This window comes from Synechococcus lacustris Maggiore-St4-Slac (assembly GCF_024345595.1).
Taxonomy (GTDB): domain Bacteria; phylum Cyanobacteriota; class Cyanobacteriia; order PCC-6307; family Cyanobiaceae; genus Synechococcus_D; species Synechococcus_D lacustris.
This window is the reverse complement of record NZ_JAGQBK010000010.1, coordinates 43,859-68,149: the sequence shown is the minus strand read 5'-3', so window position 1 is coordinate 68,149 and position 24,291 is coordinate 43,859. Positions and strand designations below refer to the sequence as shown.

Genomic DNA, 24,291 nt, shown 5'->3' with positions numbered 1-24,291 from the left:
TGATAGATTCCGCGGGCCTTGGACGCTGAAACGATCGTGTCGTCAACGGCATCCTCTCCATCTGCCTCGGCCGAGGGAGGATCGCTGCGGGATTCGATTCTTCATCAGCTTTCCGGTAGGGATGAATCGCCCCTTCTGCCTGCCCCTTTGGAGCAGGATTTGGTTACGAGCTCACCCGTTGTTTCATCCCCTGGCGAGGTGCTTGTCACCGGCCCAGTAATTGATCCAATGGCTGAATATCGCAGCCTGCAAAGGCGCCTGCTGCTGTTCACTTTGGGGCTTTCTGCCCTAGCGGTGTTGGTGGCTGGATGGCGATTCAACGGTCCCACAGCCTTGAGTGTGGCCATCGGGTCTATGGGTGGTTTGGTTTACCTGTTTCTGCTCTCACGATCGGTGCAGAAACTGGGTGGAACCAATAAGCAGGTGGGCAAAGTCCAGCTGCTCGTACCCGTAACTTTGGTGCTGCTCTCCACCCGCTGGCCCCTTTTGCAGCTCCTTCCGGCCCTGATCGGTTTTCTGATCTACAAGCCGGCGGTGATTATCAGTACGGCCCTTGATCTCTGGATCGTTAAGCCAGCTGCTAATTCCCCTTCACCCTCCTCAAACGCCTAGGTTCCGGTGCCTTTTAACCTCCCCCTTGCCGAACTCGAGGTTGGTCAACACCTTTATTGGAAAGTTGGTCAACTAAACCTGCATGGTCAGGTTTTTCTCAGTTCCTGGATTGTTATTGGTGCCCTGCTTGCCCTCGTGGTAGCGGGTACCCGCAAGATGGAGCGCGACCCCCGCGGTGTGCAGAACCTCCTGGAATTTCTCTGGGATTACTTGCGTGATTTGGCTAGAGATCAAATCGGCGAAAAGGCTTACCGGGATTGGCTGCCTTTCATTGGCACCCTGTTCCTATTCATTTTTGTAAGCAATTGGGGAGGGGCTTTAATCCCCTGGAAACTCGTTCATCTCCCCAGTGGAGAATTGGGTGCTCCAACCGCCGATATCAACACCACCATCGCCTTGGCTTTGTTGGTTTCCCTTGCATATTTCTACGCTGGTTTAAGCAGGAAGGGTTTGCGGTACTTCGAGTACTACGTGGAACCAACTCCAATCATGCTTCCGTTCAAGATTGTTGAGGATTTCACTAAACCTTTATCACTATCTTTCCGTTTATTTGGCAACATTCTTGCCGACGAATTGGTAGTAGCTGTTCTCGCTTTCCTTGTGCCATTGGTGGTACCCCTACCAGCAATGTTTCTGGGTTTGTTTACCAGTGCCATCCAAGCCTTGATCTTCGCCACCCTCGCCGCTTATTACATCGGTGAAGCCGTGCACGAAGAGCATCACTAAGGATCGTACCCACGATCTGCTAGACCTCCTGCGCGCAGGTTCGGTTTTTTCCGCACCCGTTAGCTCTCCGGCCAACGTCCCAGTCGCAGGGATCGCTTCCCAGTTAGTCCCGCGCTTCTAGCGCACCACCCCATCTGTTCCACCATGGATTCCATCACCTCCGCTGCGTCCGTATTGGCCGCTGGTCTCGCTGTCGGCCTTGGTGCCATCGGTCCTGGTATTGGCCAGGGCACCGCTGCCGGTGGTGCTGTTGAGGGCATTGCCCGCCAGCCCGAAGCCGAAGGCAAAATCCGCGGCACCCTGCTGCTTTCCCTGGCCTTCATGGAAGCTCTAACCATCTACGGCTTGGTGGTTTCCCTAGTGCTTCTGTTTGCGAACCCATTCGCCGGCTGATCATTGGCCCCAGGGGGCGTTTGAACGCCCCCTAAGCACCATTCCCCTGTCCCAGCGCCTCCGGTTCCATGCATAGCTGGCTAATGCTGGCCGAAGCAGCTGCCCCCAAGGGCGGTCTGTTTGATTTAGATGCCACCCTGCCTTTGATGGCAGTGCAAGTGGTGCTGCTCACTTTTATTCTCAACGCCCTGTTTTTCCGACCCGTTGGTAAGGCGGTGGAAGAGCGGGAGGGCTACATCAGCTCTAGCCGCGCTGAGGCAAAGGAAAAACTTGTTCAAGCAGAACGCCTAGAACTGGAATTAAAAGCCCAGTTGGTTGATGCCAGAAAGCAATCCCAAGCCTTGGTTCAAGAGGCTGAAGCGGAGGTGGATCGCCTTTTTCGCGATGCCCTAGCCCTGGCCCAAGCAGATGCCAATGCCACTCGGGAAAAATCTCGAGTGCAAATCGAAGCCCAAAAAGCAGAAGCTTTTGCCGGCATCGATACCCAAGCCACCAAGCTCGGGTCTTTGATAGTTGACCGCTTGCTTGCAGCCTGATGACAACTATTTCCCCACTGTTGCTTGCCACCGAAGGGTTTGGCTTAAACACAGATATTTTTGATACCAACATCATCAACCTGATCATTGTGATCGCGGTTTTGGTGTGGTTTCTCAAGGGCTTTTTGGGAGGAATCCTGGAACGCCGGCGTGAATCGATCCTGGCCGACCTAAAGGATGCAGAAGAGCGCCTAGTGATTGCTTCTAAAGCCCTTGAAGAAGGCCGTTTAGAACTTTCTCAAGCCCAAGCCACCGCATTGAAAATCATTAGCGATGGCAAGCAAAGGGCCATGGCCATTAGGGAAGACAGCGAAAGGCGCACGATTGAGGAAATGGCCCGCATCAAGCAGGATGCAGTTTCTAATTTGAGCGCCGAAGCCGCAAGGGTTGTGGAAGCTCTGAGGCTTGAAACCGCCAGGTCTGCCATGGAAAAGGCCATTGAGGCCCTACCTGCAAAACTCACCGCCGCCAAGCAGTCTCAATTGATAGATCGTTCCATCGAGGCACTCGGATAGAACCATGCCACTACTTAATTCCCTAGCTACCCCCTATGCCGACGCCCTGCTTCAAGTGGGTGAAGCTGCCGGTGGTGCCGACGCATTGGCCGTTGAAGCAAAGGCCTTGCTTGATGCTTGGCACAGCTCCGCTGATCTGCAAGGGGCAATGCGCTCCCCCGTGTTGGCCCTGGATGCTAAGAAAAGTGCCCTTGTGGCAATGTTTGGAGCCAGCATCAGCCCTTCCATGCTGAATCTGCTCAAAGTGTTGGTTGATAGACAGCGCATCGGCATTCTTGATGCCGTGCTTAATCGTTTTCTTGAGCTCTATAGGGAGCTGCGGGGCATCACCCTTGCCAAGGTGATCTCCGCCACTGCCCTTTCTAAGGAGCAGCAGCTCAAGCTCACCGAGAAGGTAAAGGCCATGGCCGGCACCAACTCAGTGGATATTGAGTTGAGTGTGGATCCCACCTTGATTGGTGGTTTTGTTGTGCAACTTGGCTCCCAGGTAGTAGATGCCAGCCTGCTTGGGCAGGTGAAGCGTCTTGGCCTGTCCCTGGCACGGGCCGCCTGATTTTCAATTACCCGTTCCCTCTCCTCCCCTAACACCGCTTTCCTGCCATGGTTTCCATCCGTCCCGACGAGATCAGCGCCATCCTCAAACAGCAAATTGAGGACTACGACAAATCTATTTCGGTGAGCAATGTTGGCACCGTGTTGCAAGTTGGCGATGGAATCGCTCGCATCTACGGCCTCGAACAGGTGATGGCCGGTGAGTTGGTGGTTTTTGAAGATGGCACCGAAGGCTTGGCCCTCAACTTGGAAGACGACAACGTTGGTGTTGTGTTGATGGGGGAAGGTGTTGGTATCCAAGAGGGCGGCACAGTTAAGGCCACGGGAAAAATCGCTTCAGTGCCCGTTGGCCAAGCGATGTTGGGCAGGGTTGTTAACCCCCTTGGTTTACCCCTTGATGGCAAGGGCGAGATAGCAACTAGCGACTCTCGTTTGATTGAATCCATGGCCCCTGGAATCATTCAACGCAAATCGGTGCATGAACCGATGCAAACCGGGATCACCGCCATCGATGCAATGATCCCCATCGGCAGGGGCCAACGAGAATTGATAATCGGCGACCGCCAAACCGGTAAGAGTGCTATCGCCATCGACACCATCATCAACCAAAAGGGTGAAGATGTGGTTTGTGTTTATGTAGCCATTGGTCAAAAGGCTGCCTCCGTTGCAAACCTTGTGGATGTACTCCGCGAAAAGGGAGCCCTTGATTACACCGTGATTGTTGCGGCTAGTGCTTCTGAACCCGCTTCACTGCAATACCTAGCCCCTTACACAGGAGCTGCCATTGCTGAGCACTTCATGTATCAAGGCAAAGCAACTTTGGTTATCTACGACGACCTAACAAAACAGGCCCAGGCCTATCGCCAAATGTCGCTATTGCTGCGTCGTCCCCCAGGCAGGGAGGCATATCCAGGAGATGTTTTCTATTGCCACAGCCGTTTGCTTGAGCGCGCTGCCAAGTTGTCTGATGCCATGGGCAAGGGCAGCATGACCGCCCTTCCCATCATTGAAACCCAGGCGGGTGATGTGTCTGCATACATCCCAACAAACGTGATTTCAATCACCGATGGCCAGGTGTTCCTGAGTTCAGACCTTTTCAACTCAGGTTTGCGACCAGCCATCAACGTTGGTATCTCGGTGAGCCGGGTGGGTGGTGCAGCTCAAACCAAGGCGATTAAGAAAATTGCCGGCACCTTGAAATTAGAGCTCGCCCAATTCGATGAACTGGCGGCCTTCTCCCAGTTTGCCTCCGACTTGGATGCAGCTACCCAAGCCCAACTTGGCAGGGGTAAGCGCCTGCGGGAATTGCTAAAACAGCCCCAGTTCAGCCCCCTGATTCTTGCTGAGCAGGTGGCAATTGTGTATGCGGGCACCAAGGGTTACCTGGATGAACTGCCCGTTGAAAAGGTTGCTGAATTTGTGCGTGAACTTCGCGAGTATCTCAAGAGCAGCCAGCCTGAATACATCAAGGCAGTGCAAACTGAAAAAGTGCTGAGTGATGCCTCTGAAGCAACGCTCAAAACAGCGATCAAGGAAGTTGTGGCTGGCCTTATGGTCGCAGCCTGAGGTTTAAAACATGGCCAACCTTAAAGAGATACGCGACCGCATCAGTTCGGTTAAAAACACCCGCAAGATCACAGAAGCAATGCGCTTAGTGGCTGCGGCGAAAGTGCGCAGGGCTCAAGAACAGGTATTGCGCACTAGACCCTTTGCTGATCGCTTGGCTCGGGTTTTAGAAAGTTTGCAAGCCCGCATGGGTTTTGAGGTGGCCGATACCCCCCTATTGCAAACCCGTGAACCTCGCCACATCACCCTGGTGGCAATCACAGGCGACCGTGGATTGTGCGGTGGCTACAACGCAAACATAATCAAACGCACCGAACAACGTTTTGCTGAATTGAAGGCGGCTGGTCATGAGCTTTCACTAATTACTATTGGCCGCAAGGTTGATGTTTATTTCCGCAACCGGAAATATCCAATTGTGAATAGTTTCATTGGCCTAAACCAGGTTCCAAATGCAGCTGAGGCAAATAAAATCGCCCAGGTGTTACTTGCTGAATTCATAGGCGGTGGCACCGATCGCGTTGAGCTAATTTTCACCAAGTTCATTAACTTGGTGAGCACTAACCCTGTTTACCAAACACTTCTTCCCCTCGACCCCCAAGGAATTGCAAAGCCCGATGATGAAATCTTCCGGCTTACATCCAAGGAGGGTTCGTTATCGGTAGAGCGCTCATCATCAGCTAATACTCAACCTAAATTACAATCCGATATTGTTTTTGAGCAAAGCCCCAGCGAGTTGCTTGATTCTCTATTGCCATTGTATTTGCAGAATCAAATCTTGCGCTCTTTGCAGGAAGCCTCTGCCAGTGAATTGGCCAGCCGGATGACTGCCATGAATAATGCAAGTGATAATGCCAAGGCTTTAGCAAAGTCTCTAACCCTCGACTACAACAAGGCGCGCCAGGCTGCAATTACCCAAGAAATTCTTGAAGTTGTGGGCGGAGCATCGGCAATGGCTTGAGGTGGGTGAACAGCAATTACCGCTGATAAATAACCTGTTTTCAGTGGCGTTAGCCGCTGTTCAACTTAAGCCCGATCCCATAGATACTGCCTGTTTACTGCAGCAATTCCTTGCTATGCGGGGCAGCGCCGAAGGCAACTCAGAGCCGGGTTGCGCATGGACCGGTGATTTACACGGCCACCATCAAATACATCGCTGCCAGGATGCCGCTTGGTTGGTAGAGCAACTTGATAAGTATGTGGCTGATTATTTGCTTGGCTTGGGATTTAAGCCTGGCAGCGTTTGTGTGCATATTCAACGCAGTTGGCCGGTGATTAGTGAGCCTGGTCAATTGATTGGCCGCCATCACCATCCCAATGCCCATTTGAGTGCTGTTTATTACTTAAGTGGTAATGGCAGCGGTAAATGTGGAGCCCTGCGTTTATTTAATCCAAATCCCCTTAATGAATTGATTCCTGGCATGGCAGTTGGTGGCCAGGGCCCCCTTGAAGCATCTGCAGCCCGCAGTATTTCCCACCATGACGTTGCCGCCCACGCTGGATTATTGCTCCTGTTCCCCGCCCGCCTAGACCATGCAGTACTTGAGAATTGCAGTGATAACACTCGGTTCTCAATTAGTTTCGACCTTGTGCTAACCGCACCGCCCGGGCCCACCAGCGCTGAATATCTGCCCCCCCATCCCAGCCTGTGGGACCCCCTGCGGCAAGATGGCAATCTGATGCCCTAAGGCGAGCTATGGCCCAGGTATACGCGGTATCTATCCGCATCAATGATCAGTTGCACAGTTTTAATTGCGCCGCTGATCAAACCCTGCTTTCGGCGGCAGAGGCGGCGGATTTAGCCTTGCCAAGCTCCTGCTGTTCGGGGGTATGCACCACCTGCGCAGCTCGCATTGAAGCGGGCAGCGTTGATCAACCCGATGCAATGGGTGTGAAACAGGAACTGCGAAATCAGGGTTTTGCTTTGATGTGTGTGGCCTATCCCCGCAGTGATTTGCAGTTATTGGCATGCCAAGAAGATGCTCTATATGAAGCTCAGTTTGGTAAGTATCAAAAGTGAACGAATCTAAAAATGAATCTAAAAATGAATCTAAAAAATTGGTTGAGCTGAAATTGATAGCCATCCAAGTTGACTTTGAATTGCCACGGCAGCAATGGCTAAATGATCCAGCCGGTGCGTGTAGGCATGCGCTCAGTGCCCATGGGGAACCCCTGCGCTGGGCGATTACCGCAGCTGAATTACGCGCTGATTTGCAATGGCTGCAGCTGGAGGCGGTGTTGCTGGTTTGATGAATCCCCTGCCAACTTTGTTGATAATTCCCACCGGTATCGCCTGTGAGCAGGGTGGATTTGCCGGGGATGCCCTGCCGGTGGCCCGTTTATTAGCTGCAGCCAGTGGGTGTTTGATAAGCCATCCCAATGTGTTGAATGGCGCTTCCCTGTATTGGAGCGATCAACGTATTCATTACGTGGAGGGCTGGGCCCTTGATGGTTTTGCCAGAGGTGATTGGCGCTTAAGCCCCTGCAGACGCCAGCGCATCGGTGTGTTGTTTGATGCTGCCATCGAAGCAAATTTATTGTTGCGCCATCAACAGGTGCTCGACGCGGCCCGCGCCACCCTTGGCTTGGATATTGGCCCGGTTTTGATCAGCGATGGCCCGCTTGGGGTGAGCCTTTCCCAGGGTTCAAGTGGCAGCAGTTGGGGCAGCCTGAAGCATCCAGATCGCTTGTTGCAGGCGGGAGAAAAGCTAAAAGCGGCTGGTGCCACTGCCATTGCAGTGGTGGCCCGTTTCCCCGATGAACCCGATAGCAGCGAATTGCAGGCCTATCGCTGTGGCGCTGGTGTAGACGCCCTGGCAGGGGCAGAGGCAATTATTAGCCATCTTTTAGTGCGCCAGCTAGGTATTCCCTGCGCCCATGCCCCTGCCTTGGCCGCCCTACCACTACTAAATGAATTAGATCCCCGTGCCGCCGCTGAAGAATTAGGCCATACGTTTCTACCTTGTGTGCTCGTGGGTTTGAGCCGCGCCCCCAATTTGCAACCAGCCATTAATCCATGGCAAAGCGGTGAACTTTCGATCGATCAGGTGGGCGCTGTGGTGGTGCCTGCTGCTGCCATGGGTGGTGAAGCGCTTCTAGAGGCAACTAAACGTTGTATTCCCGTTATTGCGGTGCAAAGTAACAGCAGTTTGATGAATGTGTCTGCGGCTGCCTTGGGTTTTGAGGCCCTTGAAGCACCCCTATGGCAAGTGGAAACCTATTGCGAGGCAGCAGGTTTAGTGGTAGCACTAAGGGAAGGCCTCAACCCTGGAAGTTTATACAGGCCATTGCCTATCGCAAGCAAGCCATAGGGTGCCTGGGAGTTAGGCCAAGTGCTTTAGCTACACCTGGATGGCAAACAGAACCTTCAATAGTGTTAAGCCCAGACAAAAGTTCAGGCCTTTCGGTAACTGCTTCGCTCAATCCTCTGCCTGCAATTGTAACAATGTAAGGGAGGGTAACGCTTACTAATGCTTCGGTTGAAGTGAATGGCACAGCCCCTGGCATATTGCCAACGGCGTAGTGCTGAACGCCAAATTTTTCAAGCACAGGTTCGGTGTGGGTGGTTTCTTCGCTGGTGGCAATGCAGCCGCCTTGATCAATTGCCACATCCACGATCACTGAACCCGGACGCATTTGCTTCACCAACTGTTCATCCACCAAGGTGGGCGCCCTGCCTCCTGGGGTTAAAACAGCGCCGATCAGGAGGTCGGCGGTGGGTACCACCCGCTCAATCAGGCCGCGGCTGCTAACCAAGCTCACAAGCCTGCCGCGCCGCTGGGCCTCAAGGCTGCGCAGCCGTTGGGGGGAGCGATCTAAAAGCAACACCTCTGCATCCATGGCCGCGGCTATGCGGGCCGCATTCCAACCCACGGTGCCTGCCCCTAAAACCACCACCCGCGCTGGTTTTACTCCGGTGCAACCACCCAAAAGCACCCCCCTGCCGCCATGGGGTTTCTCCAATAGGTAGGCCCCGGCCTGGGTGGCTAGCCGCCCAGCAATTTCGCTCATTGGCGCTAACAGGGGCAAGCTGCCATCTTCAAGTTGCACCGTTTCATAGGCAATTGAGGTGCATCCAGCGTTTAGCAGGGCTTTCCCCACCGCTGGGTAGGCAGCTAGGTGCAGGTAGGTAAACAGCACTAGATCAGAGCGCAAATATTGAAATTCCTGTTCCTGGGGTTCCTTTACCTTCACAACCAGATGGGCAGCCCAGGCGGTTTCACAATCCACCAGTTGGGCACCAGCTTGGGTAAAGGCTTCGTCGTGGATGCCGGCGCCGGCACCGGCGCCATGTTCTACCCGCACTTCTAAACCAACAGAAACCAACTCCCTCACTCCATCTGGGGTAAGGGCAACCCGTTTCTCATCCCGCTTAATTTCCCGCGGAATGCCGATGCTGCTGATGGATGCCATGGTGAGGTTTTGCTCTCCTTAGCCTGGCTACTTATTGGCCTATGCGCCAGTAAAGATTTCAGCCACCTGAGGCAATTGGCATGCGCCAACCACTGCCAAAGGAGCGGCTACTCACTTTTAAAACCGGTGCTGCTTGGCGGCGTTTGAACTCAGCCCGCCGCAACAGTTGCCACACATGGTTTACGAGAGCTTTGTTTTGGCCTGCATTTATCAGCTGTTCAGGGCTTGCATGGTGTTCCACCAGCTCCCGTAGCAAGGGGTCGAGCAAGGGGTAATCGGGCAAGGAATCGCTGTCTTTTTGATCAGGGCGCAATTCGGCGCTTGGCGCTTTTTCCAGGATTGCTGCACCGATCAGGGGGCCTTCACTTGTTAAGCCAGATAATTTTCTTTGCCCAGCGCTGGCGGGGCTATCTAACCAAGCGGCCAAGGCAAAAACATCCGTTTTAAATAGATCACCAATTACGGCCAAGCCCCCATTCATGTCGCCATAAAGGGTGCAATAACCCACCGCCAACTCAGATTTATTGCCTGTTGCCAGCAGTAATTGACCCTCTTGATTTGCTATTGCCATCAAAAGCGTGCCGCGGATGCGCGATTGCAAATTTTCAGCGCTGATGCCCTGGGGGGCGCCACCAAGGGCAGGGGTTAGGCCCTGGTTGTAGGCATCCATAAGGGTTTCAATGGGCACCAAGCTGTGAGCTATGCCAAGGCGATTTGCCAAAGCCTCAGCATCACTCACTGAACCTTCGGAGCTGTAGGGGGAGGGCATCAGCAGGCTGCGCACCTGGGCAGCCCCCAGGGCGGCCACCGCTAAACATGCCACCAGGGCGGAATCAATCCCGCCGCTAAGGCCCAAAAGAGCAGTGCGAAAGCCACATTTATGGGCGTAGTCGCGCAAACCCAACACCAAAACCTGCCAAAGCTCCTCAAGTTCTGAACTGGTGCTTGGCGCTGGCGTTATCTCTAAATAACTACCTGTGGCACTTGCGTTGCTATCCCAGCATTGAACTGAGCTTTGAGCGCAGGGAAGCTGCAGTTCCAGGGCGCCAGAGGTTGCCATCACAAAACTGTTGCCATCAAAGATCAATTCGTCGTTGCCCCCCACCTGATTCACATAAATCACCGGGCATTGCAGCTGCTCTGCTGCTGCTGCTGCCAGCTTTAGGCGCTGCTGTTGTTTACCGCGGCCGTAGGGGGAAGCGGAAAGGTTTATTAGTAACTGAGGCTTAAAACTTTTTAATGCAGTAATTGGATTTGGTTTGCAGTTGGTTTGGTTTTCATCTACCCAAAGGTCTTCGCAGAGGGTGAGCCCTAAACGCAGTGAAGTACTTGTTTCTGGTTCATTTATGTTGATCCAGCAGGGTTGATTACCGCATAAAAAGTAACGCTGCTCATCAAAAACGTCGTAGTTGGGCAGTAGTTGTTTGCGGGCTACCACCTGCCATTTATCTTTTTGAATCAGGGCCATTCCGTTGTAAAGATGCTCAGCAACGGGTTCAACTACCCCAGCTAACAGGCTGAACCCAGCGGGCAAGCTGCTGGCAAGAATATTGAGTTGGTTTTGCTGCTCCTCCACCAAAGCCGAGCGCAGCAACAGGTCGCGGGGGGGATACCCCCAAAGCACTAATTCAGGCGCTAGGCCAAGGCTGGCCCCTGCGGCAATCGCCTCAAGGCAATGGGTTGCCAATGCAGCGCGGTTACCGGCCAGATCCCCAATCAAGGGATTGCATTGGATCAGGGCGATCCGCACGGGGAGGGAAGGTCGGCAGCGGTGAATCCATACAGATTCTGCTCTACCAGTTGGGGTAGGAGGGCGGCGGGTACCAGTTCTGGGTTGGGATGGCGCCGCACACTGGAGCTGGCGGACTCTGGAATCTGCAATGGCAGATGGCTGAGCTTCGCGCCTAGTTTTTCAAGTGGCGCCAATTGGCTTGCTAACACTGGCCAGCCGCAGCGTGGAACCACCGCCAGTTGGCACTGGGGCAACCATTTTTCAACTGCATACCAACTGGGGATTTGAGCCAATAGATCGCTTCCCACCACCATTACCGCTTCATGGCTTGGAAATTGGGCGCGGGCTATATCCAAGCTGTTAATGGCCCTGCTGCTGCTGAAATCCTGGCGCAATTGCAAACTGTTGGGCGGATGTTTTGCAGACAATTCCTGCACTACAGCCCCCAATAGGGCAGCGCGCACCTCCAATGGAGCGCCGTGTTGCTTGAAGGGGTTCTCGCTCGCCCAGGTACAAACAAGCGGGTATAGCTCGATTAGGCCTTCGAGCACGGCTCGATGCCCAACGGTTGGTGGATCGGCGCTGGTGCCAAACAGGGCAATCGTTTTGCTCATGGCAGCGGACTGGGGGACCAGGGGGGATGCTGCATAAGCCAGCTATTTGCCTTTGGTTCCAGTTGCGTAAGGCGCCGCAACAGGGCTGCTGGTCTACTGCGGCCGCGGTGGGCTGCCAGCAGCAACTGTTTAGTGGTTTCGCGCCCTGTTCTACGGGTGCCATGAACCGCTAGGGCCACTTGGGCTAGGGCAACAGGTGCCGCAGGGGCAAGGCTGAGCCCACCACTGGCTGGGGCGGCCAGCAAAAGCAGCTGTTTGAGCAAACCCAATAAACCCTGTAAACCCCACTGCACCCCCCCCACTAGGGCACTGTTCTGGCCGATGTGTTGCAACAGCTTTTTGGTTTGAGGGCTGTGGAGCGGTAATTCATAGAGCTGGCAAAGCTGCAGCACTAGGGCCCCATCAGCAGCTGCACTGCCAGCAAGATCAAGCATTGCCATTGGATTAATCGCTAATCCAGCCGCTTTTAGGGTGGCAAAACGACCGATCAGATTCTGGGCAGCTTTTTGTCTTTGCTTAAGGCGCTGCTCTAGGAGATGACGGCTAAAGCCCTCGGCCCGATGCAGGCTGTTAACCGTTAACAGCAATGGCCCATAACTTTGCAGAAAATCAAGCAACTGAATTTTTAAGGCTTCCACCTGGGGTGCAAGCTCCCTGCTGCGCACCCTGCCATCGGCAAGCAATTCAGCCTGGCGGGGGGCAGCAGCAACCCAAACCAGCTCTAATTCCCTGCCCGCCCGCTGTTTGATTGCAAGCTGGAGGCTGTGGCGCTGCTCTGGGCTCCAACGGTCGGCCCCGTTTGCCACAAGAAACAGCGGTTTGCCACTGCGCCGCAATAGCTGGAGCGCTTCTAATTCAGGGCTGGTGAGATGGGCATCAAGCACAAATAAAATCAAATCGCTGCCATTGGCCACCTTGGTGGCGAGCCGTTGGCGGGCGGGGCCAGCAATTTCATCAATGCCTGGGGTGTCTACAAGTAACAGGGAACCCAAGCCAGGAATTTGCTGGGGCCAGGGGGCTGTTTTTTGTTCCCGGGTGCAGCCGTGGGCCACATCGGTGGCAAATTTTGCTTCTCCTAGTAGGGCATTGAGCAGGCTGCTTTTTCCCACTCCAACCCGGCCAAACACCGATAGCCGCAGGGTGCCTTGCTTGAACCGCTGCAATTGTTTATCCAAGCTCCTCAGCTCGGGCCCAAGCACGGCCTGTTCACGGCCACTCAGTTGCAGTTGGGCACGCCAACGCTGGAGGGGTGATGCGATGGCAGCAAGGTTTTCGGGAGTCATCTTTCGCGCGTCATCTGCTGCCGCTGGCTTCATGGCGGGGGCGCCACCAGCCGGCTAAAACAGCCAGCACTGCATCGGCACCAATCAAACCCACAAAGGCACCGAATTCATCCACCACTACGCGAACAGAATCGCTGCGGCGCCGAAAACTGGTGAGCAGTCGATCAGCTCGGATCATTTCCGGCACAAATTCCACAGGTTGCGACAGGCTTGCAGCACTGGCATTACCGCGGCCTTGAAGCAAGGCGGTAAGCAGTTCATTGCGGCTTGCAACCCCTAAAACCTCATCCACCTCTTCGCCTAAAACCACCCACCAAGGCGCTTCCTGGCTTAACAGGGTGTCCCTTAGCTCTTCGATGCGGCAATTGCCGTTAAGACTCGGGGCCGACACCCTTGGCAGCATTAAATCCCTTGCTGTGAGGTCGTTTAATTGAAATACCTTGGCGATCATCGCGGCCTCATCCGCTTCGATCAAACCCTTTTGGGAACCGAGCCTGGCCAGTAGGCGAATTTCCTCTTCGTCGGTTGTGAGTTCACTTTCGGCGGTGAGGGCTGGCATCAAAGTTTCCAACAAAAGTATTAATGGTGTGCCTAAACGCACCATTAGGGCGAGGGCTGGGGCACTGAGTAGGGAGATGGAAACAGCCATGCGTGTGCCCAGGGCCTTAGGCAGGATTTCGCCCAGCAGGATCACCACCAAGGTGAGGGCAAAGGAAAAAATTGTGAGGGCTTCTCCACCCATCTTTTGGTTTTTGAAAACCACAGCGGCAAAGCCACCGAGCATGAGGCTGCCAAAAATATTGAAAAGGTTATTGGCGATTACCACCGTTGCCAGCACTCTTGGCAGTCGGCCTTTGAGCTTTTGCAGCAGCAATGCCCCAGGCACCCCTTTGGCCACCATGTCGTGAACCCTCAGGGGGTTCACCGTTAGCAGTGCTGCTTCCACAGCGGAAGAAAGGGCAGAACCACCCACCACCAGCACTACCAAACCAGCCAGAACTAGGAAATCGCTCACAGAAACCCAAAGGGCGAGCCAACCTGACACACTCATTTAACCGCCTGCCCCAAGGGGCGACAGATTCACTGTGCCGATTAACTACGCCAAGCGGCGTGAAAAGTTCATTTCTGCCCTAGGCGGCCTGGCCGCGGTAATCCCTGGGGCAGAGGCCCAACGGCACCATGCCGATGTGGAATTTCCATTTCGACAAGACAGCGATTTTTGGTACCTCACTGGATTTGATGAGCCCGGTGCAGTGGCTCTTTTCTTGCCCCACCGGCCTGAAAATCCTTTTGTTTTGTTTGTGCCAGCTAAGGATCCCTTGGCTGAGGTGTGGGATGGTTTCCGTTGGGGCGTTGATGGGGCGGTAGGGCGTTTTGGCGCTGATCTTGCCCATCCATTGGAGCAATTAGCTGAATTATTGCCCCAGTATTTGGAGGGGGCAGAGGGCCTTTGTTTTCGAGTGGGGCGCCATGCGGCCATCGAAACGTTGGTGTTGAAATCTTGGGCCCAGCAGCTTGATCGGGCCCCCAGGCGAGGCCAGGGAGCGGATCGCTTGGTGGCCCCCTGCCCGATCTTGCACTCCATGCGCCTGCGTAAGGAAGCGGAGGAATTGGTTCAGCTGCGGGAAGCTGCTCGCATCAGCGCCGAGGCCCATGAATTGGCACGTTTGGCGGTGCAACCTGGCATGAATGAAACCCAGGTGCGGGCCCTAATAGAGCAGCATTTTGTTGCCAATGGCTGTCGCGGCTGCGCCTATCCCTCGATCGTGGCCGGCGGCGATAACGCCTGCATCCTTCATTACACCGCCAACAATGCGGTTTTGAAGGCTGGTGATTTGCTTTTGATCGATGCCGGTTGCAGCCTTCAAGACCATTACAACGGTGATATCACCCGCACCTTTCCGATCAATGGCCGTTTTAGCCCTGAACAAAGGGCCCTTTACGAAGTTGTTTTATCAGCCCAACTGGCTGCGGTGGATCAGGTGAAACCTGGCAACAGCGCTGAACGTGTGCATGAAACCGCAGTGCGCGTCCTTGTTACTGGGTTGCGCAGCCTTGGCTTGCTGAAAGGTGATGTGGATGGCTTGATCGAGCAGGGTGCCTATCGCCATCTTTATATGCACCGCACTGGCCATTGGCTTGGCCTTGATGTGCACGATGTGGGCGCCTATCGATTGGGGGAACATCCGGTGGAGCTGGAGGAGTCGATGGTGCTAACTGTTGAGCCGGGTTTGTATGTGAGCGATCGATTGCCGGTGCCTGATGGACAACCCCAGATTGAAAGCCGCTGGAAAGGTATTGGCATCCGCATAGAAGATGACGTTGCCGTAACGGCAACCGGTTGTGAAGTGTTAACAGCCGCTGCCCTCAAAGCACCAGCCGATATGGAAAAACAGGGCTGATTTTCAGCTCAAATGGTTTAGCTCAGCTCGAGCATCACCTCGAGGCTTTCCCTGGGATGGAGCAGTAGGCGATCAGCTCCTGCCGCCATAAGTGTTTGCCCATAGCTGTTGCGGGCTAGTTGGTTTTCAGCTGAATGCAGATGGGGTGGTGCCACGGCCAAACTTAGCCAGCGCTGGTTTGGAACTAGCTTTTTGGCATTGAGCAGCGTGCGTACATCGGCAACGGTGTCGCCCAGGTAGGCCACCGGAGGTGCCCCATGCCCTAGGGGGCTACAGCCATGCCTAGCCAAAAGCTGGCTGGCTAGCTGGATTAAGCCCTGGGGATTGGGTTTATCTGGGGCATCCCCCATGGCTACCAGTGGTGGATTTATTAGGCCAAGGCGTTGTTCGAGCACATAACGGGCCGATGGGGGTTCAGCTCCGCTAACAAATCCCCAAACCAGGCCTGCGGCGCTGAGGGCTTTAAAAAAATCAGCATCCAACAGCAATGGCTCACTGCCGATGAAGCCATGCCACTGTTGAGCTGGGCCATCGGGATCACCGCCGAAGTAAAAATCACTAAAGACGCCTATTAATTCTTGTCGCGTTGGTAGCGGGCTGTTGCTGCGACGCAGCAATTCCAAGCTGGCATCCCAATCGTTATTCCAGGCCCCTTCGCTTTTTAAGGCATCTATGCAATCGGGCTCAGGGCGCCAACCGCTGTAGTGGTGAACGGTTTCAGCTAAGGCCTTGCGGTAGCTGCCGCCAACATCGCGGATTACCCCATCTATGTCGAAGAGCAGTAGGGCGGTGGTGGCGATGGGAGCAAGGAGAGTGGCTGGTAAAATAGTTGATTACCTGCAGCGTCAGGTTTGTTGCCCCTCAACTTTTGAGCCTAGAAACCATCACCGTGACAGATCCCGACACCACTGAAGCCAATCCGGCAGCCGTTCTTCCAACAACTGAGCTTTCAACAACTGAGGCATCACCTGAAGCTGTAGCTGAAGAGGTTATTGAAAAGCCCAGCGGCATGAAGAGCGCCAATGCGGTGCTGGCCAAGGCAACAATTGATGCGGATGGGGTGCCCTCTGGATATACGCCAAAGGCCGATGAAGGGAGGTTCTTGCTCAAAATCCTTTGGTTGCCCGATAACGTTGCTTTGGCGGTTGATCAAATAGTTGGTGGCGGCCCAAGCCCTCTCACCGCTTACTTCTTTTGGCCCCGGGAGGATGCATGGGAAACCCTAAAGGGGGTAATTGAATCTAAGAGTTGGATAACAGAAAACGAAAGGGTTGAAATCCTGAATAAGGCCACTGAAGTTATTAACTACTGGCAGGAAGAGGGTAAAGGTAAGGGCTTGGATGAAGCGAAACTGAAATTCCCTGAAGTTACCTTCTGCGGTACCGCCTGATAAAAAAAACCGGGCAGTTAGTAAATTAACTGCCCGGTTTTTTTATTGTTTACTATTTATTGTTTTTTACTTTGTTGCTTGTAGCCTTGCCTTTGCAATCTGGAAAGCCTGATTAGCTTTGAATTTTTCAGGGCTATTGGCTTTTCCTTCAAAGCTGGCTGCTGCCTGTTGAGCTGCTTCCAGTTCCTGTTGAACTGTGCTTGCATTTATCGAACTGGCTGGTTCGGCTCCATTAACCAGCACATTTACTTCATCTGCCTCCACTTCGGCAAAGCCTCCCATCAAGGCAATGGAGGTCCAGCGGCTACCTTCCCGTAGCCTAAGCACTCCCACCTCGAGGGCCGTTAGCAGGGAAATATGGCCCGGCAGCACCCCCAGTTGACCAGTGGTGCTGGGCAGGATTACCTCATCGGCAGAGCCGTCGAACACGCTCTGGTCGGGGCAGAGCACACGCAGGGTTAAGGGCATTGAAATTAAGCCTCAGGGATGGGAGCGGGGATCAACCCTTGGATTGGGCACGAAGCTTTTCGGCCTTAGCGCGCACTTGCTCGATGTTGCCAACGAGGTAGAAGGCTTGCTCGGGAAGATCATCTAGCTCACCAGCCAAGATCATCTGGAAACCCTTGATGGTGTCGGCAAGTTTTACGTATTCACCGGATTGACCAGTGAATACCTCAGCCACAAAGAAGGGTTGGGAAAGGAATTTTTCAATCTTGCGGGCCCGATCAACGGTGCGACGGTCCTCCTCGGAAAGTTCATCAAGGCCAAGAATGGCGATGATGTCTTGCAGTTCTTTGTAGCGCTGCAGGGTGGACTGCACTGCCCTTGCCGTGCGGTAGTGCTCATCTCCAACCACGGCTGGTTGAAGCATGGTGCTGGTGGAATCCAGGGGATCCACGGCTGGATAGATGCCCTTTGAAGCGAGGCCGCGGCTCAACACCGTGGTGGCATCAAGGTGGGCAAAGGTGGTGGCAGGGGCTGGATCGGTGAGGTCGTCTGCTGGTACGTAAACCGCCTGAATCGAGGTGATTGAACCCTCGAGGGTGGAGGTAATGCGCTCCTGCAGTTCGCCCACGTCGGTGCCCAGGGTGGGCTGGTAACCCACGGCCGATGGCATGCGGCCCAAGAGGGCGCTCACTTCTGAACCGGCCTGTACAAAACGGAAAATATTGTCGATGAACAGCAGCACGTCTTGTTTGTTCACATCGCGGAAGTGTTCAGCCATGGTGAGAGCTGAAAGGCCCACCCGCATGCGAGCGCCTGGGGGCTCGTTCATTTGGCCGTAGCAGAGGGCTACTTTCGATTTGCTCAGATCTTCTTCGTTGATAACGCCTGAATCTTTGAATTCTTGATAAAGGTCGTTTCCTTCGCGGGTGCGTTCGCCAACACCACCAAATACGGATACGCCGCCGTGCTCTTTCGCGATGTTGTTGATCAGTTCCTGAATCAACACGGTTTTACCAACCCCAGCACCGCCGAAGAGGCCAACCTTGCCGCCTTGGCGGTAGGGGGCTAACAGATCGATAACTTTGATGCCGGTTTCAAAAACCTTGGGCTTGGTTTCAAGATCGGTGAGTTTTGGGGCCTGCCTGTGGATGGGAGATCTCAGGTCTGTGGCAACAGGACCTTGCTCGTCTACGGGTTCGCCAAGAACATTGAAAATTCTGCCCAGGGTTGCTTCGCCAACGGGCACTGAAATCGAAGCGCCCGTATCGAGGGCTTCCATGCCGCGCACAAGGCCATCGGTGGTGCTCATGGCAACTGCCCTTACGCGATGGTCGCCGAGCAATTGCTGAACTTCTGCAGTGAGGGCAATGGCTTGCCCAGCACTATTTGTGCCTTTGATTTCTAAGGCGTTAAAGATGCGCGGCAACTTGCCGGCGGGGAATTCAACATCGAGCACAGGTCCAATTACCTGGCGGACGATTCCTTTGGCGCCGGTTGTGGCGGTTGCTGCAGCGGCCATGGTTTGAAGCGTTAGGGCGGAAAGGCTAGGCCTTTCGGGCGGGGCAACATTACCACCGGGGCGGCGCAAGCTCGGCTTGGCTCGCAGATCAGTGGTTCGGTTAGTGGTTCGGTGATCCGTCCCGCTGTCCCAATTGCGTCCCACCAGCTATCGCCACTAAGTTGGCAGTCAAGCGGTGCGAGTGCTAATTGCCCTTCGCCTCTGCTCAAACCCCACGCCCTGAGACAAAAAACCAGACGTCATGGCTGCTGTATCCCTCAGCGTGTCCACCGTGAAACCCCTCGGTGACCGCATTTTTATCAAAGTTTCCGCCTCCGACGAAAAAACCGCAGGTGGCATCCTGTTGCCAGACACCGCCCAAGAAAAGCCCCAAGTGGGTGAAGTGGTGCAGGTGGGCCCTGGTAAGCACAACGATGACGGCACCCGCCAAACCCCTGAGGTGAGCATTGGCGACAAGGTGCTCTATTCCAAATACGCCGGCACCGACATCAAGCTCGGTGGAGACGAATTTGTGTTGCTCAGCGAAAAGGACATTCTCGCAGTTGTTTCCTGAGGCAACAGCCCTCAGTTATTTGCTTTTTCCCACTAACTCCAATCCGTAGGTACTTAACCCATGGCCAAGCGCATTATTTATAACGAGCAAGCCCGTAGGGCCCTCGAACGCGGCATCGACATCCTTGCTGAGGCAGTTGCCGTAACCCTCGGCCCCAAGGGCCGCAATGTGGTGCTCGAGAAGAAATTCGGCGCCCCCCAGATCATCAATGACGGTGTAACAATCGCCAAAGAGATCGAACTCGAAGATCACATCGAGAACACCGGCGTAGCTCTGATTCGTCAGGCTGCATCCAAAACCAATGATGCCGCAGGCGATGGCACCACCACCGCCACGGTGTTGGCCCATGCCATGGTTAAAGCCGGTTTGCGCAACGTGGCTGCTGGCTCCAATGCCATCACCTTGAAGCGTGGTATCGAAAAGGCTTCTGATTTTCTAGTTAAGAAGATCGAAGAGCAGGCAAAACCGATCACCGACAGCAAAGCCATCGCTCAAGTTGGTTCCATCTCCGCCGGCAACGACGAAGAAGTGGGTCAGATGATTGCCGATGCCATGGATAAAGTTGGCAAGGAGGGTGTTATCTCCCTCGAGGAAGGTAAGTCGATGACCACCGAATTGGAGGTTACCGAAGGTATGCGTTTTGATAAGGGTTACATCTCCCCTTACTTTGCCACCGACACCGAGCGCATGGAAGCTGTGCTCGATGAGCCTTACATCCTGCTTACCGATAAAAAAATCGGTTTGGTGCAAGATCTGGTGCCCGTGCTCGAGCAAATCGCCCGCACTGGCAAACCTTTATTGATCATTGCTGAAGACATCGAGAAGGAAGCCCTTGCAACCCTCGTTGTAAACCGCCTCCGTGGTGTGCTGAACGTGGCTGCTGTTAAGGCACCTGGTTTTGGCGACCGTCGTAAGGCCATGCTTGAAGACATGGCAGTGCTCACCAATGGTCAACTGATCACTGAAGACGCTGGTCTCAAGCTTGAGAACGCCAAAATCGAGATGCTCGGCACCGCCCGCAGGGTCACCATTAATAAAGACACCACCACCATCGTTGCCGAGGGCAATGAGGTGGCAGTTAAAGCTCGTTGCGAGCAGATCCGTAAGCAGATGGATGAAACCGATTCCACCTACGACAAGGAAAAACTGCAAGAGCGTTTGGCCAAGCTGGCCGGCGGTGTGGCTGTGGTGAAGGTTGGCGCTGCCACCGAAACCGAAATGAAGGATAAAAAGCTGCGCCTAGAAGATGCCATCAACGCCACTAAAGCGGCCGTTGAAGAAGGCATCGTTCCCGGCGGTGGCACCACATTGGCTCACCTGGCCCCTGTGCTTGAGGAATGGGCCCAACAGAACCTCTCCGGTGAGGAACTGCTCGGTGCCCGAATCGTTGCCTCTGCCCTTAATGCTCCGCTCAAGCGGATTGCAGAAAATGCAGGCGCCAATGGTTCTGTGGTGGCTGAAAACATCCGCCACAAACCCTTCAATGAGGGTTACAACGCTGCAACCGGCGAATACGTAGACATGCTGGCTGCTGGCATCATCGACCCCGCCAAGGTGACCCGTTCCGGTTTGCAAAATGCTGCGTCTATCGCTGGCATGGTGCTAACTACCGAGTGCATCGTGGTTGATCTTCCTGAGAAGAAAGACGCAGCACCTGCCGGCGGCGGTGGCGGCGGCATGGGCGGCATGGGCGGCGACTTCGACTACTAAGCGCCACTCCCGGAGGTATTACCTCCAGATCAAGCAAGGCAGGAGGGGAAACCCTTCTGCCTTTTTTCGTGCAAACGGTAGCCGCTGATACATGAGCCAACCGAGAAAAAGTTCATCGTGAACATTGATCGCTGGAAACAATTTGTCTGCTGCAGCTCTGGCCAATAACGCTTTCATCTTGATATGTGCAGCGCTTGTTTTATTGATGACCCCAGCCCTTGGGCTTTTTTATGCGGGGTTTGTGCGCGGCCGCAACGTGCTCAACACCTTGATGATGAGTTTCGGCGCCATGGCAGTGGTGAGCGTTATTTGGATGCTCTATGGCTACAGCCTTGCTTTTTCGCCTGGATCGGGCCCATTAGCGCCTTTCATTGGTGGTTTTGCCTGGGCGGGGCTATCCAATTGGTCGGTGCCAATCACTGAAGGGGGCCCAAGCCATGGGGCCGTGGCCTTATTTCAGCTCACTTTCGCAATCATCACTCCCGCTCTGGTGTCTGGGGCGGTGGTGGAACGGATGAATTTCAGGGCTTGGCTGCTTTTCCTGCTGCTTTGGAGCACTTTTGTTTACATCCCGCTAGCCCACATGGTGTGGGGGCCTGGGGGCTTTCTTGGCGTTAGCGGTGGCATGGGAGCCCTTGATTTTGCCGGTGGTTATGTGGTGGAAATGGCCTCGGGAGTGGCGGCATTGGTGGCAGCTGTTGTGGTTGGTGCCAGGCGGGCCTACCCCCAGCAGGTGGCACCTCCCCACAATGTGACTTTTATATTGCTTGGCGCTGGTTTGCTCTGGTTTGGTTGGTTTGGTTTCAACGGTGGTAGCGGGCTTGTTGCTGGAAACCTGGCGGCCCTGGCCTGCATAACAACCAACACCGCTGGTGCCACAGCTGCTTTGGTGTGGATGTTGATAGACACGATCCAGCGGGGCAAGCCCACCGCCGTGGGGGCCGCCACCGGAGCAGTGGCTGGTTTAGTTGCAATCACTCCAGCGGCTGGATTTGTTAGCCCACTTGCCGCAATGGTTATTGGCGGCTTTGCCGCATGGCTATGCAACAGTGCGCTTCAGCTAAAAGCGCGTTTAAAATTAGACGACAGCCTTGATGTTTTACCGGTTCATGGATTAGCTGGTTTGCTAGGTATTTTGCTAACAGGAATATTTGCGATGAAAACACTAAATCCTGCCGGGGCTAATGGATTACTTGCTGGAAATCCAATCCAGCTTTTGATTCAATTGAAAGCAGCTGGGTTCACTATCCTTTGGGTAGCGATTGGCACTTATGTGGTGTTAATCCTGATTCGTAAATTTGTTCCCCTAAGGGTTGGAGATCAGCAGGAACGCCAAGGTTTAGATGTGAGCTCCCATGGAGAAGAGGCTTATAACAATGAGTTCACAGGTTAATTAAAGATAGAAGCCAACTGTGGTGATGATTCGGGTTCCTTTTGCTCTAAGCGCGCTGCGCAGGAAATAGGTGGATTGATTATGCAGTAATGCTTCCCAGCGATGTCGAGTAACAAAAACTGGTAAAACAACCGTGCAAAATAAATTTGCACCCTTACGATGTTGATTCTCAAAATCTTCAACAAATTCAACTACTGGATTTACAAGTGAGCGATAGGGTGATTCAAGTACCATCAATGGAATGTTTGGTAATTGTTTTTGCCATTGCTGTTTAAATGCCTCCGCCTTACCATTACCTAGGTCAACATGAACAGCAACGAGTTCAGTGGCAATGCTGTGGGCGTAGCGAATTGCTTCGAAGCTACCGCGATGTAATTGACCCACTAATACGATTACTGGAGAAGTACCTCCCGAAGGTGCAATTGGCAGGTTTAATTTCACATCAGTTGCAAGCCTTAGGCGTTTAGCCACATGTTTGTAATGTTTATTAATTGCATTAAACAGGCACACAAGTATTGGTACTGCTATAACAATTAGCCAGGCGCCTTGATGAAACTTGCTAAATAGTAGAACTACGGTAACTATTAAGGTTACCAGTGAGCCGAAGCCATTTATATATGCCTTTAGTTTCCAGCCGGTGCTGCGTTCCTTCCACCAATGCACAACCATTCCTGCTTGGGAAAGGGTGAAGCTTGTGAAAACACCTACGGCATAAAGAGGTATCAATCTGCTAACGCTGCCTCCAAAAATAATCAGCAGTGCGCCAGCACCAATAGAAAGGGAAATGATGCCGTTGCTAAATACAAGCCGATCTCCAAGGGATGCAAGCTGCCTAGGCATAAAACCATCCTGGGCTAAGAACGCTGCCAGCCTTGGGAAATCGGCGTAGGCGGTGTTTGCGGCTAATAGAAGTATTAAGAATGTGCCAAGTTGTAGCAACAGAAGAAGCGGTCCATTGCCAAATACTTTCTCGCCAATTTGATACAGCAAAGTTGGCCCATTCTCTACATACAAAAGCCCGGTTTTGCTGGCAAGTAAGCTGATTCCTAAGAACATTACTGCCAATAAAACAACCATAGTTGTTAATACTCTGCGAGCATTGCGCCATTCAACTGGGCGAAAGGCCATAACACTGTCGCTGATTGCCTCAATGCCAGTGAGGGCTGCGCAACCAGAACTAAATGCCCGCATCATTAAAACTGGGCCTATCGCCATGGTTGCACTGCTTTGATGATGGGAAGCAGCTTCATTTAAAAGCTGTTGTTGTTCCGATGCTGCCAATGCAGGGAGTGATCCCTGCATTAATTGAATTAAACCCACCGCAACTAAAAGTAAGATTGTTCCCAGGAACATATATGTAGGCAGGCTCATAACCTTGGCGCTAGATTTAACGCCCCTTAAATTTGCAAACATCAGTATTACTACAGCTAGCAAACAAAGGGGTACTCGCAAAGTTTCAAGCCCCGGTAAGTAGGAGGTGAGGGCGGAAATACCTGCTGCCACACTCACTGCCACAGTGAGTAAATAATCCAGGGAAAGTGAAGCCCCAGCCACCAGTCCTGCTGATACCCCTAGATTGTCGTGGGAAACCCGGTAGGAACCTCCTCCGAGCGGGTAAGCCTTGATTGTTTGACTGTAACTAACACCAACAATCACCATCAACAGCACGATCATTGCTGTGATCGGTAGGGTGTATTGCAGGGCAGCCGCGCCAGCTAAACTTAAAACAAGCACAATTTCTTGGCTGGCATAGGCCACCGAAGAAAGAGCATCAGAACTAAGTATTGCTAGCGCTTCTGGATTGCTAAGCCGCTCCTCTTCATGGGCGCTGGTAGGCAGGGGATCGCCAAATAAAAAGTTCTTTAGGCGGTTCAAAGAAACATTTATTTTTCTTGGCATTAGTTTTTTAATGGTTTATAAGATAAGTTTAAATTTGCA

Annotated in this window: 26 protein-coding genes; 17 read left to right on the top strand and 9 right to left on the bottom strand. The window is 53.6% G+C overall.

All coding sequences use genetic code 11. The features are described from left to right. Positions 1 to 18: 18 nt before the first annotated feature. The 12 genes from KBY68_RS08715 (at position 19) to KBY68_RS08660 (ending at position 8,208) form a co-directional block, all read left to right on the top strand. On the top strand, positions 19 to 612 hold the full coding sequence (locus tag KBY68_RS08715) for an ATP synthase subunit I (RefSeq protein ID WP_255096810.1): 594 nt from the start codon (positions 19 to 21) through the stop codon (positions 610 to 612). Between the two features lie 6 nt (positions 613 to 618). Continuing rightward, positions 619 to 1,338: a F0F1 ATP synthase subunit A gene (gene atpB / locus KBY68_RS08710; protein ID WP_255096809.1), complete on the top strand. Its 720-nt coding sequence runs from the start codon at positions 619 to 621 to the stop codon at positions 1,336 to 1,338. 144 nt (positions 1,339 to 1,482) lie between these two features. Beyond that, a complete protein-coding gene (gene atpE, locus KBY68_RS08705) occupies positions 1,483 to 1,731 on the top strand; it encodes an ATP synthase F0 subunit C (protein ID WP_106499310.1) in 249 nt (82 codons plus the stop codon). 68 nt (positions 1,732 to 1,799) lie between these two features. Beyond that, the gene (locus KBY68_RS08700) at positions 1,800 to 2,267 is read left to right on the top strand and encodes a F0F1 ATP synthase subunit B' (RefSeq protein ID WP_106499311.1); all 468 of its coding nucleotides are present in this window, start codon (positions 1,800 to 1,802) and stop codon (positions 2,265 to 2,267) included. Further along, positions 2,267 to 2,782 carry a F0F1 ATP synthase subunit B gene (locus KBY68_RS08695; RefSeq protein WP_255096808.1) on the top strand — a complete coding sequence of 172 codons (516 nt, stop codon included), beginning with the start codon at positions 2,267 to 2,269 and terminating at the stop codon, positions 2,780 to 2,782. The genes KBY68_RS08700 and KBY68_RS08695 overlap by 1 nt, the downstream gene beginning before the upstream one ends. A 4-nt stretch (positions 2,783 to 2,786) precedes the next feature. Then, on the top strand, positions 2,787 to 3,335 hold the full coding sequence (gene atpH, locus KBY68_RS08690; protein ID WP_255096807.1) for an ATP synthase F1 subunit delta: 549 nt from the start codon (positions 2,787 to 2,789) through the stop codon (positions 3,333 to 3,335). Between the two features lie 47 nt (positions 3,336 to 3,382). Continuing rightward, positions 3,383 to 4,900, top strand: a complete 1,518-nt coding sequence (atpA, locus tag KBY68_RS08685) for a F0F1 ATP synthase subunit alpha (protein ID WP_106499314.1) — start codon at positions 3,383 to 3,385, stop codon at positions 4,898 to 4,900. Between the two features lie 10 nt (positions 4,901 to 4,910). Next, a complete protein-coding gene (locus tag KBY68_RS08680; protein WP_106499315.1) occupies positions 4,911 to 5,858 on the top strand; it encodes a F0F1 ATP synthase subunit gamma in 948 nt (315 codons plus the stop codon). Beyond that, positions 5,824 to 6,585 (top strand): TIGR02466 family protein, encoded by a 762-nt coding sequence (locus KBY68_RS08675; protein ID WP_255096806.1) that lies wholly within the window; start codon positions 5,824 to 5,826, stop codon positions 6,583 to 6,585. Before KBY68_RS08680 ends, KBY68_RS08675 begins: the two co-directional genes overlap by 35 nt. A gap of 8 nt (positions 6,586 to 6,593) precedes the next feature. Further along, positions 6,594 to 6,917 carry a 2Fe-2S iron-sulfur cluster-binding protein gene (locus tag KBY68_RS08670; RefSeq protein ID WP_255096805.1) on the top strand — a complete coding sequence of 108 codons (324 nt, stop codon included), beginning with the start codon at positions 6,594 to 6,596 and terminating at the stop codon, positions 6,915 to 6,917. After that, a complete protein-coding gene (locus KBY68_RS08665; RefSeq protein ID WP_255096804.1) occupies positions 6,914 to 7,147 on the top strand; it encodes a DUF8621 family protein in 234 nt (77 codons plus the stop codon). Before KBY68_RS08670 ends, KBY68_RS08665 begins: the two co-directional genes overlap by 4 nt. After that, positions 7,114 to 8,208, top strand: coding sequence for a DUF3326 domain-containing protein (locus KBY68_RS08660; protein ID WP_255096803.1), 1,095 nt, complete (start codon positions 7,114 to 7,116; stop codon positions 8,206 to 8,208). Before KBY68_RS08665 ends, KBY68_RS08660 begins: the two co-directional genes overlap by 34 nt. Here KBY68_RS08660 and ald read toward each other — a convergent pair. The 5 genes from ald to KBY68_RS08635 are packed head-to-tail and all read right to left on the bottom strand — an operon-like array spanning position 8,189 to position 13,990. Further along, the gene (ald, locus tag KBY68_RS08655; protein ID WP_255096801.1) at positions 8,189 to 9,310 is read right to left on the bottom strand and encodes an alanine dehydrogenase; all 1,122 of its coding nucleotides are present in this window, start codon (positions 9,308 to 9,310) and stop codon (positions 8,189 to 8,191) included. The genes KBY68_RS08660 and ald overlap by 20 nt on opposite strands. A gap of 58 nt (positions 9,311 to 9,368) precedes the next feature. Continuing rightward, positions 9,369 to 11,060: an NAD+ synthase gene (locus tag KBY68_RS08650; RefSeq protein WP_255096800.1), complete on the bottom strand. Its 1,692-nt coding sequence runs from the start codon at positions 11,058 to 11,060 to the stop codon at positions 9,369 to 9,371. Continuing rightward, the gene (locus KBY68_RS08645) at positions 11,045 to 11,656 is read right to left on the bottom strand and encodes a nicotinate-nucleotide adenylyltransferase (protein WP_255096799.1); all 612 of its coding nucleotides are present in this window, start codon (positions 11,654 to 11,656) and stop codon (positions 11,045 to 11,047) included. Before KBY68_RS08645 ends, KBY68_RS08650 begins: the two co-directional genes overlap by 16 nt. Continuing rightward, positions 11,653 to 12,972 carry a GTP-binding protein gene (locus KBY68_RS08640; protein ID WP_255096798.1) on the bottom strand — a complete coding sequence of 440 codons (1,320 nt, stop codon included), beginning with the start codon at positions 12,970 to 12,972 and terminating at the stop codon, positions 11,653 to 11,655. Before KBY68_RS08640 ends, KBY68_RS08645 begins: the two co-directional genes overlap by 4 nt. Next, positions 12,950 to 13,990 carry a CNNM domain-containing protein gene (locus KBY68_RS08635; RefSeq protein WP_255096797.1) on the bottom strand — a complete coding sequence of 347 codons (1,041 nt, stop codon included), beginning with the start codon at positions 13,988 to 13,990 and terminating at the stop codon, positions 12,950 to 12,952. Before KBY68_RS08635 ends, KBY68_RS08640 begins: the two co-directional genes overlap by 23 nt. A 34-nt stretch (positions 13,991 to 14,024) precedes the next feature. Here KBY68_RS08635 and KBY68_RS08630 point away from each other — a divergent pair, with 34 nt between their 5' ends. Continuing rightward, positions 14,025 to 15,341, top strand: a complete 1,317-nt coding sequence (locus tag KBY68_RS08630; protein WP_255096794.1) for an aminopeptidase P N-terminal domain-containing protein — start codon at positions 14,025 to 14,027, stop codon at positions 15,339 to 15,341. Positions 15,342 to 15,358: 17 nt separating this feature from the next. Here KBY68_RS08630 and KBY68_RS08625 read toward each other — a convergent pair whose 3' ends face one another. After that, positions 15,359 to 16,123 (bottom strand): TIGR01548 family HAD-type hydrolase, encoded by a 765-nt coding sequence (locus KBY68_RS08625; RefSeq protein ID WP_261345803.1) that lies wholly within the window; start codon positions 16,121 to 16,123, stop codon positions 15,359 to 15,361. Between the two features lie 209 nt (positions 16,124 to 16,332). Here KBY68_RS08625 and KBY68_RS08620 point away from each other — a divergent pair, with 209 nt between their 5' ends. Then, positions 16,333 to 16,731: a 30S ribosomal protein PSRP-3 gene (locus tag KBY68_RS08620; protein ID WP_241537018.1), complete on the top strand. Its 399-nt coding sequence runs from the start codon at positions 16,333 to 16,335 to the stop codon at positions 16,729 to 16,731. 66 nt (positions 16,732 to 16,797) lie between these two features. On the opposite strand, the gene atpC is transcribed toward KBY68_RS08620, so the two are convergent. Both atpC and atpD read right to left on the bottom strand, forming a co-directional pair. Beyond that, complete coding sequence (gene atpC, locus KBY68_RS08615) at positions 16,798 to 17,199, bottom strand: ATP synthase F1 subunit epsilon (protein ID WP_106499324.1); 402 nt, start codon at positions 17,197 to 17,199, stop codon at positions 16,798 to 16,800. 31 nt (positions 17,200 to 17,230) lie between these two features. Then, positions 17,231 to 18,697, bottom strand: coding sequence for a F0F1 ATP synthase subunit beta (atpD, locus tag KBY68_RS08610; protein WP_106499337.1), 1,467 nt, complete (start codon positions 18,695 to 18,697; stop codon positions 17,231 to 17,233). Positions 18,698 to 18,938: 241 nt separating this feature from the next. Between atpD and groES the strand changes: the two genes are divergently transcribed. The 3 genes from groES (at position 18,939) to KBY68_RS08595 (ending at position 22,353) form a co-directional block, all read left to right on the top strand. Next, the gene (groES, locus tag KBY68_RS08605; RefSeq protein WP_106499325.1) at positions 18,939 to 19,250 is read left to right on the top strand and encodes a co-chaperone GroES; all 312 of its coding nucleotides are present in this window, start codon (positions 18,939 to 18,941) and stop codon (positions 19,248 to 19,250) included. A gap of 60 nt (positions 19,251 to 19,310) precedes the next feature. Continuing rightward, complete coding sequence (groL, locus tag KBY68_RS08600) at positions 19,311 to 20,960, top strand: chaperonin GroEL (protein ID WP_106499326.1); 1,650 nt, start codon at positions 19,311 to 19,313, stop codon at positions 20,958 to 20,960. Positions 20,961 to 21,084: 124 nt separating this feature from the next. Continuing rightward, the gene (locus tag KBY68_RS08595) at positions 21,085 to 22,353 is read left to right on the top strand and encodes an ammonium transporter (RefSeq protein WP_315855658.1); all 1,269 of its coding nucleotides are present in this window, start codon (positions 21,085 to 21,087) and stop codon (positions 22,351 to 22,353) included. On the opposite strand, the gene KBY68_RS08590 is transcribed toward KBY68_RS08595, so the two are convergent. Further along, the gene (locus tag KBY68_RS08590) at positions 22,354 to 24,252 is read right to left on the bottom strand and encodes an APC family permease (RefSeq protein WP_255096792.1); all 1,899 of its coding nucleotides are present in this window, start codon (positions 24,250 to 24,252) and stop codon (positions 22,354 to 22,356) included. Positions 24,253 to 24,291 lie beyond the last annotated feature (39 nt).